12 protein-coding genes are annotated in these 13633 nt (G+C 61.7%); 4 read left to right on the top strand and 8 right to left on the bottom strand.

Annotation, left to right across the window (positions count from 1 at the left end; all coding sequences use genetic code 11):
- The first annotated feature begins 39 nt into the window (after nucleotides 1-39).
- The 4 genes from QQL24_RS13500 to QQL24_RS13485 are packed head-to-tail and all read left to right on the top strand — an operon-like array spanning nucleotide 40 to nucleotide 4960.
- On the top strand, nucleotides 40-885 hold the full coding sequence (locus QQL24_RS13500) for a carbohydrate ABC transporter permease (protein WP_284312671.1): 846 nt from the start codon (nucleotides 40-42) through the stop codon (nucleotides 883-885).
- Nucleotides 886-902: 17 nt separating this feature from the next.
- Nucleotides 903-1715, top strand: coding sequence for a carbohydrate ABC transporter permease (locus tag QQL24_RS13495; RefSeq protein ID WP_284312669.1), 813 nt, complete (start codon nucleotides 903-905; stop codon nucleotides 1713-1715).
- Nucleotides 1716-1745: 30 nt separating this feature from the next.
- Entirely contained in the window at nucleotides 1746-3854 is a 2109-nt protein-coding gene (locus QQL24_RS13490; RefSeq protein ID WP_284312668.1) for an ADP-ribosylglycohydrolase family protein, read from the top strand.
- Entirely contained in the window at nucleotides 3854-4960 is a 1107-nt protein-coding gene (locus tag QQL24_RS13485; protein ID WP_284312667.1) for an ABC transporter ATP-binding protein, read from the top strand. Before QQL24_RS13490 ends, QQL24_RS13485 begins: the two co-directional genes overlap by 1 nt.
- Before the next feature lie 63 nt (nucleotides 4961-5023).
- Here the strand turns inward: QQL24_RS13485 and QQL24_RS13480 are convergent, their stop codons facing one another.
- The 8 genes from QQL24_RS13480 to QQL24_RS13445 form a co-directional block, all read right to left on the bottom strand.
- Nucleotides 5024-6559, bottom strand: coding sequence for a sugar ABC transporter ATP-binding protein (locus tag QQL24_RS13480; RefSeq protein WP_284312666.1), 1536 nt, complete (start codon nucleotides 6557-6559; stop codon nucleotides 5024-5026).
- Nucleotides 6556-7590: a sugar ABC transporter substrate-binding protein gene (locus tag QQL24_RS13475; RefSeq protein ID WP_284312664.1), complete on the bottom strand. Its 1035-nt coding sequence runs from the start codon at nucleotides 7588-7590 to the stop codon at nucleotides 6556-6558. The genes QQL24_RS13480 and QQL24_RS13475 overlap by 4 nt, the downstream gene beginning before the upstream one ends.
- A gap of 68 nt (nucleotides 7591-7658) precedes the next feature.
- Entirely contained in the window at nucleotides 7659-8657 is a 999-nt protein-coding gene (locus tag QQL24_RS13470; protein WP_284312897.1) for an ABC transporter permease, read from the bottom strand.
- A gap of 33 nt (nucleotides 8658-8690) precedes the next feature.
- On the bottom strand, nucleotides 8691-9524 hold the full coding sequence (locus QQL24_RS13465; RefSeq protein ID WP_284312663.1) for an amidohydrolase family protein: 834 nt from the start codon (nucleotides 9522-9524) through the stop codon (nucleotides 8691-8693).
- Between the two features lie 117 nt (nucleotides 9525-9641).
- Nucleotides 9642-10445: an SDR family NAD(P)-dependent oxidoreductase gene (locus QQL24_RS13460; RefSeq protein WP_284312662.1), complete on the bottom strand. Its 804-nt coding sequence runs from the start codon at nucleotides 10443-10445 to the stop codon at nucleotides 9642-9644.
- A gap of 48 nt (nucleotides 10446-10493) precedes the next feature.
- A complete protein-coding gene (locus QQL24_RS13455) occupies nucleotides 10494-11609 on the bottom strand; it encodes a mandelate racemase/muconate lactonizing enzyme family protein (RefSeq protein WP_284312661.1) in 1116 nt (371 codons plus the stop codon).
- Nucleotides 11610-11641: 32 nt separating this feature from the next.
- Nucleotides 11642-12520 (bottom strand): substrate-binding domain-containing protein, encoded by an 879-nt coding sequence (locus QQL24_RS13450; RefSeq protein ID WP_284312660.1) that lies wholly within the window; start codon nucleotides 12518-12520, stop codon nucleotides 11642-11644.
- A gap of 77 nt (nucleotides 12521-12597) precedes the next feature.
- Nucleotides 12598-13602, bottom strand: coding sequence for a sugar ABC transporter substrate-binding protein (locus tag QQL24_RS13445; RefSeq protein ID WP_284312659.1), 1005 nt, complete (start codon nucleotides 13600-13602; stop codon nucleotides 12598-12600).
- Nucleotides 13603-13633 lie beyond the last annotated feature (31 nt).

Raw genomic sequence — 13633 nt, 5'->3', positions numbered from 1 at the left:
GGGCGGCGCCGATCGCGCCGCCCTCGCACGGAGGAAGACATGTATCGGCTCTATCTCATCCCAACGATGATTATCAATGTGGTGATCATCCTCATTCCCGCATTGCTGACAGCCGTTCTTGCCTTCTACAATTGGGATGGCATCTCGACGCCGACCTTCGCCGGCCTCGATAATTTTCGGGCACTCGCAGCCGATGGTGTCTTCTGGCGGGCACTCGGCAACAATATCCTCTGGACGCTGGTTTTTCTCACCCTGCCCATCCTGATGGGCTTGCTTGCGGCATCCATGCTCCTGATCGTGCGCCGGGGCAGCAATGTCTTCCAGATCGTCTATTTCCTGCCCGTTGTTATCGCCACGGCCATCACGGCACGCATTTGGCAGGGCATGATCTACAGTCCGGTTACAGGCGTATTCGGCGTTCTCAAGAGATATGGCCTGCCGATCCCCAATCCCCTGACCCAGCCCTCCATTTCTCTCTTCGGGGTGGCGACTGTCGACCTGTGGCACTGGTGGGGCTTCCTCTGTGTGATTTTCTTCGCCGCGCTCCGCCAAGTGCCGCAGGAGCAGATCGAGGCTGCCCGCATTGAAGGGGCCACTTACTTCCAGATGATGCGCTATGTGCTCCTGCCTGGCATCCGGTCAACGATCACTCTGATGATGATCATGACCGTGATCTGGTCATTCCTCGCCTTCGACTTCGTCTACATCCTGACCCAGGGTGGACCTGCGCTCTCAAGCGAACTTCTCTCCACCCTGGCCTACCGCAAGGCCTTCTACGACCTCAATGTCGGGCAGGCCGCGGCGGCAGCCTTGGTCATCAGCGTCTTCGGACTGGTTAGTACGTTCTTCTACGTCCGCATCCAATCGAAAGAAGGCGAGCAATGAGATTGGTCGAGAGCCGCATGACTCTGTGGATCTGCTATGCTGTCCTGGGTCTATTCGCCTTCATCGCACTCTTCCCGATCGCGCTGCTGGTGCTGAATTCGCTGAAGCCTGCCGCAGCGATTGTACAAAATCCGCTCGGCCTGCCGGAACAGATACGATGGCAGAATTTCGTCAACGCCTGGAACCATGCGAAATTCTCCAAGACCTTCATCAACTCGCTGATTGTCTCAGGTACGACGATTGTCCTCGTGAGTACAACGTCATCTCTGACTGCATATGTACTTGCACGTCATAAGATCAAAAGTTGGAAAATTTTTACCTTCTACCTCCTGGCAACCACGACTGCGCCAATCCAGCTGTACATCTTCCCGCTATATTTCGGCTTCGCCAGGCTGGGGCTGATCAACAACATCTTCGGTGTAGCGCTGATCTACACCGCACTTTACAGCCCCTTTGCCGTGATGCTGCTGAGGACTTACTTCCTGGCGGTGCCGAAAGAGCTGGAGGAAGCCGCAATCGTCGACGGCGCGACACATTGGCAGGTCTTCTGGCGGGTCATGCTGCCGATTGTCTCACCGGGTATTTTGACCGTCGCGCTGATCATTGGGCTGAATTCCTGGAATGAATTCCTGATCGCGACCACCTTCCTTCAGAAGCAGGACAACGCCACTGCCGTCATCGCTTTCTACCTGTTGTCCGGCCAGTACAGCTCCGACTGGGGTGAGATCATGGCCGCGGCCCTCATCATCGTTGTGCCGGTCGTCGCGCTGTTTGTCTTCATGCAGAAGCGTTTCATCGAGGGTATGGCCGGCGGTTCCGTCAAGGGCTGAGCGATTTCGATCAACTATATGGAGTGAACAATGCAATTTCCGAACGACTATCTTGAACGTGTCTATGCCGGTGTATTGGGCAAGCTGATCGGCGTGTATCTGGGCCGTCCCTTCGAAGGCTGGACGTACCAGAAGATCATGGAAGAACTCGGTCCGGTCGAATACTACGTCCATAATCGGCTGCACCAACCATTGGTGGTGACCGATGACGATGTCGCTGGCACATTCACTTTCATCCGAGCACTCGAAGACTATGGCATCAAGCCGAACCTTTCGGCCGAGGAAATCGGCAAGGCCTGGCTGAACTACATCGTCGAGGATCGCACCATCCTGTGGTGGGGTGGCAATGGCAATTCCACCGAGCATACGGCATGGCTTAACCTCAAGAAAGGCGTTGCCGCTCCGGCGTCCGGCTCAATCGCCACCAACGGCCGGGCCGTCGCCGAGCAAATCGGCGCGCAGATATTCATCGACGGCTGGGCAATGGTCGCTCCATGCCAGCCGGAACTTGCGGCAAAGCTCGCCGAGCAGGCCGGCAAGGTCAGCCACGACGGTGAATCCGTCTACGCGGCGATGCTTTGGGCAGCCATGGAAGCCGAAGCCTTCCGATCTGCGGATATCGATCACCTCATCGACACCGGTCTCGCCCAGATCCCGCCCGACAGCCTGATCGCCAGGCTGGTCGCAGACGTCCGGGCCTGGCACAAGGCAAATCCGGACTGGCGCGACACCCGCCAGAAGATCGAGGACGAGTATGGCTACGACAAATATCCGGGCAACTGCCATGTCGTACCCAACCACGCACTGATGGTCATGGCCGTGCTCTACGCGCCGCACGACTTCCAACGAGCGCAGATGATAGCCAACACGTCCGGTTGGGATACCGATTGCAATGCCGGCAATGTCGGCTGCCTGCTTGGCATCATGAACGGCTTGGATGGCCTGGAGGAAGGGCCTGACTTCCGTCGACCCATCGCCGACCGGATGCTGATCTCATCCGCCGATGGCGGCAATTCCATCAACGATGCGGTTCGCCAAGCCTATTACCTGACCAGTCTCGGGTTTCAGCTGGCCGGTGGTCAGGGGCTCTCCGCTCCAAAGAGCGGGGCTCAGTTTCATTTCTCGCTCCCCGGAAGCCAGCAGGGTTTCCGTCCGCAGGACGGGCTTGAAGCCTTAGCGTCCATTCGTGTCGGCAATGCCGAGTTCGAGGGCAGTCGCGCACTGACGATTGAATTTGAGGCGCTCGGCCCGACGCAGGTGGCTGCCGTGACCAGCCCAACCTTCTCCCCGCGCGAAATGCTGAACATGCGCACCTATGACCTTATGGCGACACCGCTCGTTTATTCCGGACAGACCGTCAAGGCGCGGATCAAGGCGCCGGACGCCAATCGTGGCGTGGTCGAAGCGCGGCTTCGCATTCGGATCTACGACGAGCGCGACGAGCTGCGCGACATCGACGCCACGCCGGTCACGATCGAGCCGGGCCGCGAAGCCATCCTCGAATGGATCCTGCCTGACACTGGCGGCCAGCCGATCGCCGAGATCGGCATCGCGGTGACCGGCACCGGCAAGCGCGCCGATGGACGCCTGATTGTCGATTTTCTGCGGTGGGATGGTGCGCCCGAACTCATACTCAAGCGCCCAGCGGGCGACGGCGATTTTTGGAGAATGGCCTGGGTAAACGGTGCGAGCTTCTTCTCCAAGAGATTTCCTTCGGCATTTCGCATTTCCCAGGCTACCGGCGAAGGCATCATCATTCACGGCACGCGCCAGTGGACCGACTATCAAGCTTCAGGGCAGGTGATGATGCATTTGGGCAATTATGGCGGTCTCGCCGTGCGCGCCCAGGGCTTGCGCCGTTATTACGGCGGCCGCGTGACCCGGGACGGCAAGATGCAGATCGTCAAGGTTCGGGACGACGATATCGAGATCCTGGCCGAGACCGCCTTTGACACCGAATTCGAGAAGAACATCGCAATGAAGGTCATTGCTCAGGGAAACCGCATCATCTTCGAAGCTGATGGCGTATCGCTTTCGGCGGCGGACGCGAGCCCTGAAGCCTTCTGCGATGGCGGCGTTGGGCTGCTTGTTCACGAGGGGGCGCTTTCATCCAACGAGATTCGGATCGGGGCGGTCTGATGGCAAACGTGACTATCGAAAAAGCTCGCAAGACCTACGGCGCGATCGATGTGCTGCACGGTGTTTCGGTCGACATCGCCGACGGCGAGTTTGTCGTGCTGGTCGGGCCGTCCGGCTGCGGCAAGTCTACTTTGCTGCGCATGATCGCCGGGTTGGAAAACATCTCCGGCGGCACGATCAGCATCGGGGGGCGCGTTGTAAACAACCTGCCGCCGAAGGAGCGGGACATCTCCATGGTGTTCCAGAACTATGCGCTTTATCCGCATATGACGGTCGCGGAGAATATGGCCTTTTCGCTGACCCTCGCGGGTGCGCCGAAGGCGGAAAAGCAGAAACGCATTGCGGAGGCGGCACAGATTCTCGGGCTTACGCCGTTGCTGGGACGCTATCCGCGGCAGCTTTCGGGCGGACAGCGCCAGCGTGTCGCCATGGGTCGTTCCATTGTGCGCAATCCGCAGGTCTTTCTGTTCGACGAACCACTTTCCAATCTCGACGCAAAGTTGCGCGGCGCCATGCGTGCGGAAATCAAGAGCCTGCACCGGCGCCTGGCGACAACGACGGTTTATGTCACGCACGATCAGGTCGAAGCGATGACGATGGCGGATCGGATCGTGGTGATGAATGCGGGCCACATTGAACAGATTGGGCGGCCGCTTGATCTCTATGACGATCCACAGAGCATATTCGTGGCCGGGTTCATCGGTTCGCCATCGATGAACCTCCTAGACGGCCGGTTCGACGAGGCCGAGGGAAGGATGATCTTCATGACCGACGACGGCTTTGCACTGGCCCTGCCCAGTGGCATAGCCAAGCCGAAGGGCACGAAAGCCGTCTACGGCATCAGGCCGGAGTATCTTGCGATGTCGCCGAAGGATTCGGGTGTCCCGGCGAAAGTCATGGTCGTCGAGCCACTCGGCTCGGAAACCCAGGTGATAGCTATTCTCGGTGAACAGACGGTCGTCACGGTATCCCATGAGCGGATCACCGTGGAACCCGACGAGACGATCTGGCTGTCGCCGCAAACGGAACGGGCATGCCTCTTCGATGAGGCGGGACGGCGCATAAACGCCCTCCGACATGATTCTGGTGACCGCGAAATGCATTGACTGGGCATGCTGTCGGACAGATGAGTGCGGGTCTTGCTCATGCCGCCCCCAGGCCGATAGGGGTCATTGCGGCACGCGGTTCGAACCGGAAAGCGACTGGTCATCGGACGCTATCGACGCCAGGGTCAGCAAGGTATGCTTGTCCAGGCTCGAGCTCGGCAGATCCGCGATCATGCGTCCGCTGCGCATGCAGATGATCCTGTCGGCAATATCGAGCAGCTCTTCCAGGTCCGAAGAGGTCAGGCAGATCGCGATGCTGTCATCGGCGAGTTCGCGAACCAATTGATGGATCGCTGCCTTCGCCTTGACGTCGACACCGCGGGTGAAATCACTCAGGAGCAAGATCTTCGGGCGCAGGTCCAGGCACCGGCCAAGCAGGAGCCGCTGCTGGTTGCCGCCGGACAAGCGTCCCGCGAACTCACGAAGGGCACTGATGCGCACGCCGACCTCTGCCATGCGTGCGGATGCCTCCCGCTCCATTCTGGCGCGGTTGAGCCATTGGAAGGCGGGCATGCGGAAGACCGAGGCGGTGTTGAGGTTGAAGGCCGTGCTGCGGTCGAGCCACAGGCCGCTTTTCTTGCGATCGGGCGGCATATAGACCACGCCATGGCTGATGGCATGGCCCGGATGGCGGAAGCGGACCGGCACGCCTTCGACTTCGATCTGCCCTTCGATACGTTCGACACCGCCCAGAATTTCCAGAACCGTCGAGACACCCGAACCTTCCAGTCCGACGAGGCCGACGATTTCGCCCGCACGCAAGGAAAGATCGATTGGTGGCAAGGCGGCCGACGATCCGTTGACTGCCATGACGACTTTGCCAGGCGGCACAACCCGGCGCACCGGCCTCAGGGCCTCGGCAGCCTCGCCGACCATGGCGCGGGTGATCGCGGGAATATCGACCTCGGCCGTGCGCCAGCTGCCCGCGACACGGCCATCCCGGAGCACCGTGATGCCGTCTGTGATGGCAAAGACCTCGTCGAGGCGATGCGAAACGAACACGACCGTCGCGTCATCCGCCACGATGGATCGGATCGCCGAAAACAGGCCCTCGGCTTCGGGCAGCGACAGCGCCGATGTCGGTTCGTCGAGGACGAGCACGCGGCCGCCAGAGCAAAGAGCCCGAGCGATCTCCACCAGCTGGCGATGGGACAGCGGAAGCTCGTCGACACGCCGTCGCAGATCGATGACTGCGCCGACACGCTCGAGTGTCGCCTCCACCTTGCGTCGGCGCGCACGCATGTTGACGAAGCTGAACGGCGCGGCGGGCAGTACACCGGCGAAGATGTTTTCTTCCGCCGTCCGGTCCGGAAAGAGCATGAGTTCCTGATGGACCACCGAAAGGCCGGCCTGCCGGGCTGCAGAGAGGGAACCTGGAGCAATCTCGCGCCCGGCAATAGTCACGCTCCCGCTCTCGGGACGGATGGCGCCCGACAGGACGCCGATCAAGGTCGACTTCCCGGCGCCATTGGCACCGAGAAGCCCGTGCACCTCGCCGGCCTTCACCTCGATGGAGACATCGCTCAAGGCACGGAATTCACCGAACTGCTTGCTGATGTTCCGTGCGCTGAGCAGCGCGGCGCCAGGAGCCCCGTTCATCCGCGGAACCGCTCTTCCCGGATCAGATATTGGTCGACATTGTCCTTGGTGACGATTTCGTTGGCGAGATAGAAATTGCCGCCCGGCAGATCGAGCTTGGGCGCGCCAAGGACGACCCGCTGATAGGCGTAGGTGATCGGCAGATAGCCCTGGAGATAAGGCTGCTGCCCGATCGTCGCATCGATATAGCCATCCTTGATCAGCTGGAGCGTCTGGTAGAGCAGGTCGGTGCCGACGATGGGGATATTCTTGCCCTGGTTCTTGCGCACCAAGCCGGCGGCGGCGGTGTCGGGACCGCAGAGCGGCATCATCGCCGCCAGGTCCGGATGAGCCTTGAAGATATCCTGGATGGTGCCGAGTTCGCTCGCCATGTCGGCTGGATTGGTGTTGTAGACGCCGACGGCCTCCATGCCGCCCTGTTGCACGCCCTGCTTGGCGCCCTGAACACGAAGGTCGAGGGCCAGCGATCCCGGCGCGCAATTGGTCATGGCGACCTTGCCCTTGCCGCCGGCGAGCTTGGCGATCAGTTCGCCCTGCGCGACCGCAGCGGCGACGAGGTCCTGGCCGAAATAGAGTTCCCGGCCACTCTTGGGCGTGTCGTTGTTGGCGGTGAGGACAAGCACGCCCGCCTTCATCGCCTTCTTGATCGGCGCAATCCAGGCATCAGGCTCGAATGCCACGACCACGATCGCCTGGAAGCCGGTGTTCACCAGCTGCTCGAATTGAGCGATCTGGTTGATGGTGTTGCCATCGGGAACACCGCCCCATTGCATCTCGATGCCGAGCTGCGCGCCTGCATCCTCCGCGCCCGCTTTGACGGGCGCAAAGTACGGGTTGGTCGTACCAGCGCAGGAGACCGCCATCTTGATCGGCTTGCCATAGAACTTGTTGACCCAGCCCTTCCAGTCGTCGGCCTGCTGCGCCAATGCCGGCGTCGCGATCGCCGCCGTGGCGCCCATCGCACCGGCAAGCCCCAAGAGCTTGCCGAATTGGCGCCGGTCGAAGCCGTTCGATTTGTCATGCTCAGTCATGTCATCCTCCTCCTGATCGGCCCGTGGGGTGGGCCTGTCTTGTTTGGCTTTGTCGATGGCGTGTCTCGTCAGCGTGGGTTCGCGCCCTCCCGCCTTGTCAGCCAGGTCAGCGTCATCGCGGCGATCAGCACCAGTCCGGAGACGCCCTGCGACCAGTTCGGCGAGATGCCCCACAGCACGATCAGGTTCTGGATGACACCAATGACGCACAAGCCCAGCAGCACGCCGAGGATCGAGCCGCGGCCGCCGCTCAGCTTGACGCCGCCGATGATGGTGGCAGCGAGAACGGAAAGCTCGTAGCCGGTGCCGCCGGTCGGGCCCGCCGTCTGTAGATAGGCGACGGCGCAGACACCGGACAGGGCCGCCATCACGCCGGAAAAGGCGAGCAGCACGATACGCGTTCGCTCGACATGAAAACCGATCAGATGGGCCGCGTGCGGGTTGCTGCCGATAGCCAGCAGCCGGAAGCCGGAGGACGTCCAGCGCAGCATGATCTCGACGATCACGGCCAAGGCGAGGAACAGCAGCGTGATATAGGAAACCTGACCCACACCGCCCTGACCGAACCCGTCGAAGAAGGCGGGAATGTCCGGCAGGCCGCCCACCGGCGAACCATTGGCAAGCACGAGCGCCAGCGCCCGATAGATGCCGAGCGTTGCCAGCGTGATGACCACGACAGGGACCTTGATGAGCTCGGCGACGAGGCCGTTGACGAGGCCGCAGACCAGCCCGACCGCCAGGCCCGCGGCAATCGCGACGGCAACCGGATACTCGGCCTTGAGCAGCAGGGCGGTGACGATCGATGAAAGTCCGAACACCGAGCCGACCGAAATGTCGATTTCGCCGGCCATCAAGGTCAACCCGACACCGATGCTCAGAAAGCCAAGGAAAGTGACGTTCTGCAGGATGCCGGTCAGATTGCCGAGCGTGAGAAAGTAGGGACTGCTGAAGGCACCCACGATGAAGAACAGCAGCACGGCGAGCGCTATGCCGAGTTCGTCAAAAGCGAGGCTGGCGATGCCGCGCCGCTTGAGGCCCGCCGTCTCCCGATCCTGCGAAGGTGCCATCGTCAAACCCGATTTCCTTGCCCAGGCGGTGTATCATAGGCCATAGAAACGCCCGCCATTATCGGCCCAGATCTTCTGCTGATCGGCTCGGGTCAGGTCGGCCAGGGCGCCATCGAGCGTCGCGATCCAGCGTCCGTAATCGGCGACGAGATTGACCACCGGCCAGTCGCTGCCGAACACTAGCCTGTCGGGACCGAAGATGTCGATGATGGCCTCGAAATAGGGCTTGAGCCGTTCGGGCGACCAGTCCGGGCCGTCTTCGGTCAGGACGCCCGAGATCTTGCAGTGGACGTGCTTCAGGTCGCGGAACTCTTCCATGTCACGCCGCCACGGCTCGAAAGCGCCATCGCGGATGCTGGGCTTGGCCATGTGATCGACGATCACCGGTAGGGTCGGATGGCGTTCGATGAACTTGACGGTGTTGAGGATATGGCGCGGCTTGATGAGGGCATCGAAGCGCAAGCCGAGTTCCAGCATCGCCTCGATGACCGGATCCAGCTCCTTTTTCAGGATCCAGTCGTCCTCCGGCAGATCCTGAAGATAGGGCCGGATGCCCTTGAGCTTGCGGAACCGAGCCCAGCCCCGCAAGTCGCCAGCGGCGTTCTTGTCGAGCATATCGACCCAGGCGACGACGCCGCGGATGAAATCGTGCGAGTCGGCCAGGCCCAGCAGATAGGCTGTTTCGTGGATGGAAGACGCTGCCGAGACGAGAACGATGCCCTCGACATCGTTTGCCACCATCAACGGCCTCGCATCGCGCGGGCCATAATCGCCGTAGAGCACCTTGAGGTCCGGCGTCATCCAGAGCGCATAATAGGGCTCCATCGCCAGGGTCCAGAAATGCATGTGGCAGTCGATGCGGCGCACGGTGGCCTCCAATTATCTGGCGCAAAGCGCGTTTAAGCGGAAACGCTCTTTTGCTCTAACTCTTTGTTTCGACGCGTCTTTGCGATTCTCGGCGATGCCGTCAAATCGCAAGACGCTTTAGAAGATGCGAAGGCCTGCGAGCAGGCCGCCATCCGCGGTGAATTGGGATCCGGTGCAGAAGCCGGAACGGGGGCTGGCCAGGAAGGCGGCCAGCTCCGCGATCTCCCAGGCCTCGCCGAGCCGTTGCAACGGCACGGGGCGCGCGAAGATCTTGTACATCTCCTCCACGCTCTTGCCCTCGCCATTACCCCTGGCAAAATGCTCCTGCATCGGCGTGATGATCGAGCCGGGGCAGATTGTATTGGCCCGGATCTTGTGCTTGGCGAGATCGACGGCGAGCGTGTGGGTGAAGGTGACAATGGCGCCCTTGGTCGTCGCATAGGCGCAGACATTGGGGGTGTTCGAGGTCGCCTGGACCGACGACACCGTGATGATCGAGCCGCCGCCGCGTTCGATCAGATGCGGCACGCCGTAATGACAGGTCAGGTACATCGACTTGACGTTGACGGCGAAGGCCCGGTCCCAGGTCGCCTCATCGGTCTCGACGACGTCGCCGAGCGGATGAATGGCGGCCGAGCACATCAGGATGTCGAGCGCGCCGAATTGGGCAACCGTAGCGGCAATCGCCGAGCGGACGAAGTCGGCCTGGCTGGCATCGCCATGGAAACCGATCACCTTGCGCTTTCCATCAGCCGAAAGCTGTTCGGCAATGGCAAGCGTATCCTGCGCGTGGCCAATGATGGCAACATTCGCGCCGCGGTCGGCCAGCAGCGTCGCGGACGCAAGGCCGATGCCGGAGCTGCCGCCTACGACGAAGGCGGTCCTGCCTTCGAATTCCCGATCGATCGATGGTAGCGTCATGTGGATCTCATAGGTTTTCGCACGCTCGCTGGCGGCGCAGCGTGGTTCTCAGCACGGCTTGGAAAAAGCGGCGACGGCATCCTTGGTGAGCGTGCAGCCGGCACCCGGCATCTGCGGGCGGACATAGTGGCCATCCTCGATGCGGATGGGCTCGGCAAAGCAGTCCTTGATCCAGGGAATATATTCCAGCATCGGCGTCGCCGGATGCCAGTAGGAGAGATGGACATGCACCTGGCCCATGTCGCCGACATGCGCCACCACCGGCAATCGGCTCGAATGGGCTGTATGGGCGACCTGGATATATTCGGTGATGCCGGCGAGGCGGGTCACGTCGGGCTGGACGTAGTGCACGGCGCCCGAGGCGATGAAGGCGTTGAAGGCCTCCGCCGTGTAGAGCTGCTCGCCCAGGGCGATCGGGATCCAGGTGGAGCGCGCCAGCGCGACATGGGAGGCAATGTCGTCATACCACATCGGCTCCTCGAACCAGAAGATATCGAGGGCTTCGGCCTGGGCGCAGAAGCGCTGGCAGGTCGGCAGGTCCCATTTGCCGTTGCCGTCGATGGCAATGGTGACACCAGGCCCCACCGCCTTGCGAACCGCCTCGATGCGGCCGATGTCGATCATCGGATCGGCATGACCGACCTTGAGCTTGAGGCGCTTGAAGCCCTCATGCTCGATGGAGCGCAGGCTTCCCTCGACCAGCCGGTCCTTGGGGATGGAAAGCCAGCCGATATCCGTGTTGTACGCCTCGAGCCTGTCGACCGTGGCGCCGCCGAGCAACTTCCACAACGGCAATCCCGCCCGCTTGGCGCGCAGATCCCACAGCGCGATGTCGATGGCCGCCAGGGCGATATGGGTCACGCCGGCCCGGCCGACCCATTGCACGGCCGGATAGCGCGCCAATTTTGCCCAGAGCCGATCGCCGTCCTGTGCGTCCTCCCCGATCAGCATCGGCGCATAGCATTCCGAGATGCAGGAGGTGATGAGCCGATCGGAGGGCAGATGGGCATGCGTGCCGGTGAAGCCGTAGCCCTCCAGCCCATCTTCGGTGACGATCTTGGCGCCGACGACACCCCAATGGCTGATGGTGTGGGTGGAGTCCGAGATGGAATCCGTGTTGAGCGGAGCGTGCAGGATGAATGGCTCGACCGATTTGATCTTCATGTCAGGTCTCAGACAATTTTCGAGAAAAGGGCTCAGCGAATGGACTGACGGCTCAGGTGTCGAATGGCTTCGAGATTGGCGCGGTCGATGAACGCGGCGCCGGCATCGAGAGAGGAGGGCAGCAGCCCGTAGCGCAGATAGAGCGCAAGCTGGACGATGGGATAGAAGCCCTGGGCATAGGGTTGCTGGTCGATGGCGCAGTCGATGTATCCTTCCGCCATGAGCTCGACGATGCCCGGCGACAGGTCGAAGCCGGCGACATAGGGCTGGGAGGGCGCGAGGGATTTTGCCGCCAGGCCGCAGGCCTCGGTGTCGGCCTGGCCGGTGCCGAGGAGGGCCTGCACCGGGAAGCGTGCGATCGCCTCGTGCAGAAGCTCGGCGCCCTTTTCGGGATCCTGGCCCGTGCACAGGCGCTGCCAGTTGATGGCGTGATGCTGCAATCCGGCCTGGACGCCGGTCAGGCGCTCCTCCAGAGCGCTGACCCCCTCGTCATGGACGGTGATGATGACGTTGGCGCCTTTCGGAATCGCCGCAGCGGCGCGGCGGCCGAGCGCTTCGCCGGCGCTGTGGAACTCCTGCGCGATCGAACTGAGATTGCCGCTCCTGCCCCGGGAGGCATCGATGTTGAACGCGACGACCGGAATGGATCTCGCCCTCGCCTCGGCGATCACCTCGGTGAAGGCATCGGCGTCGCAGATGTTCAGGCCGATGCCATCGACACCATCGGCGATGGCCTCGCGTGTCAGGCGGACGAGCTCGCCGGGATCGACGCCTGGCGTACCGGCAAGGTCCGCCTCAACCTGCATCGCGGCAGCGGCGTCGTTCATGCCCTTGCGCACGACGGTGAAGAATTGCTCATTCACCGCGATGGTGAGCAGGCGCAATCTGAATTTGGTCTGACCGGAATTCATGGCTCCGCTCCATGGCTTCTCAAGGGAGCCCCGAAGAGGGCAGGCTTCTTCGGGGCCTCAAACGTGGGGCGGGCTTGTCACTGGTCGTTATATTTTTTGGACCAGATGTTATCCATCGAGTTGATCGTCGCGGGCGTGCCGATGCGGCCATTGACTAAGCAGCCCTTGTCGCCGCAGCCCGGATCCTCACCCTTGGCGATGGCGATCAGGACGCGGTCGAGTTCGCGGGCATGGCCATAGGTGTCCCAAAGGGCAGAGTCGTCGAGATAACCGCCTTCCATCGCCTTCACCGCTGACGGCATCAGCCCGACCGAGGCGATCCACACATGATTGGGATCACCCTGGGGCTTCCAGCGGCCGATCTTGTCGAGGGCCGATTTCACCGCCGACAGGGCAAAGTCGCTGGCAACGAACAGGCAATTGGCTTCCGGATGTGCCTTGAAGGCGTTGGTGGTGCCGGAAAGAAACAGTTCCGGATTCCATTCGGTCGGAACCTGCATCAGGTTCTCGACGACGCCACTCTCCTTGGTGACGTCATTCCAGGCCTTGGAAAAGTTGACGGCATTGGTGTCGACCTGCGACCCCAGCAGCTCGATGCACTTGGCCTTGGCGTCGTGCTTCTTGAGGTCGTCGACCAGGGCGGTTGCTGCGAGCTTGGCATGGGCATAGCTGTCGGCGCCGACATGCGCAGTGGGCTTGATAGTGGAGGATTCCCGGTCGAAGGTCACGAAGGGAATGTTGGCGGCCTTGGCCGCCCGGATTGACGCGCCGATCGCGGTGCCATCCTTGGCGCGGGCAACGATGACGTCGACGCCCTGGTTGATCAGATCCTCGATGTTGGAGGCCTGCTGAGCCGGATCGTTGTTGGCAACGTTGATGATCCACTTGAAATGAACCCCTGCCGCGTCGCCCATCGTGACGCTTTCGGACTGGAAGTAATCCTCCCAGGCCTGAACCAGCGTGTCCTTGGTGTCCCAGGACAGGCCGACGACGAAATCCTTCGCCAGGGCTGCGCTGGAGCAAAAGAGTGAAGCGGTGAGGATGGCCGCCGCTGCGAGGCCGGTGCGTTTTCTTGAAAACATGGTGGTCTCCCTTGTTCCGGTGTGAGCGGGC

The organism is Labrys miyagiensis, from assembly GCF_030160835.1.
In the GTDB taxonomy this organism is placed as follows: Bacteria; Pseudomonadota; Alphaproteobacteria; order Rhizobiales; family Labraceae; genus Labrys; species Labrys miyagiensis.
The sequence above is the reverse complement of the archived record's forward strand: the minus strand, read 5'-3'. Positions and strand labels throughout refer to the sequence as shown.

Excerpts from the sequence above, each read along its gene's own strand:
- QQL24_RS13455 (WP_284312661.1), bottom strand. The coding sequence starts at position 11,609 with ATGAAGATCAAATCGGTCGAGCCATTCATCCTGCACGCTCCGCTCAAC.
- QQL24_RS13450 (WP_284312660.1), bottom strand. The coding sequence starts at position 12,520 with ATGAATTCCGGTCAGACCAAATTCAGATTGCGCCTGCTCACCATCGCG.
- QQL24_RS13485 (WP_284312667.1), top strand. The coding sequence starts at position 3,854 with ATGGCAAACGTGACTATCGAAAAAGCTCGCAAGACCTACGGCGCGATC.
- QQL24_RS13500 (WP_284312671.1), top strand. The coding sequence starts at position 40 with ATGTATCGGCTCTATCTCATCCCAACGATGATTATCAATGTGGTGATC.
- QQL24_RS13445 (WP_284312659.1), bottom strand. The coding sequence starts at position 13,602 with ATGTTTTCAAGAAAACGCACCGGCCTCGCAGCGGCGGCCATCCTCACC.
- QQL24_RS13475 (WP_284312664.1), bottom strand. The coding sequence starts at position 7,590 with ATGACTGAGCATGACAAATCGAACGGCTTCGACCGGCGCCAATTCGGC.
- QQL24_RS13460 (WP_284312662.1), bottom strand. The coding sequence starts at position 10,445 with ATGACGCTACCATCGATCGATCGGGAATTCGAAGGCAGGACCGCCTTC.
- QQL24_RS13470 (WP_284312897.1), bottom strand. The coding sequence starts at position 8,657 with ATGGCACCTTCGCAGGATCGGGAGACGGCGGGCCTCAAGCGGCGCGGC.
- QQL24_RS13480 (WP_284312666.1), bottom strand. The coding sequence starts at position 6,559 with ATGAACGGGGCTCCTGGCGCCGCGCTGCTCAGCGCACGGAACATCAGC.
- QQL24_RS13495 (WP_284312669.1), top strand. The coding sequence starts at position 903 with ATGACTCTGTGGATCTGCTATGCTGTCCTGGGTCTATTCGCCTTCATC.
- QQL24_RS13490 (WP_284312668.1), top strand. The coding sequence starts at position 1,746 with ATGCAATTTCCGAACGACTATCTTGAACGTGTCTATGCCGGTGTATTG.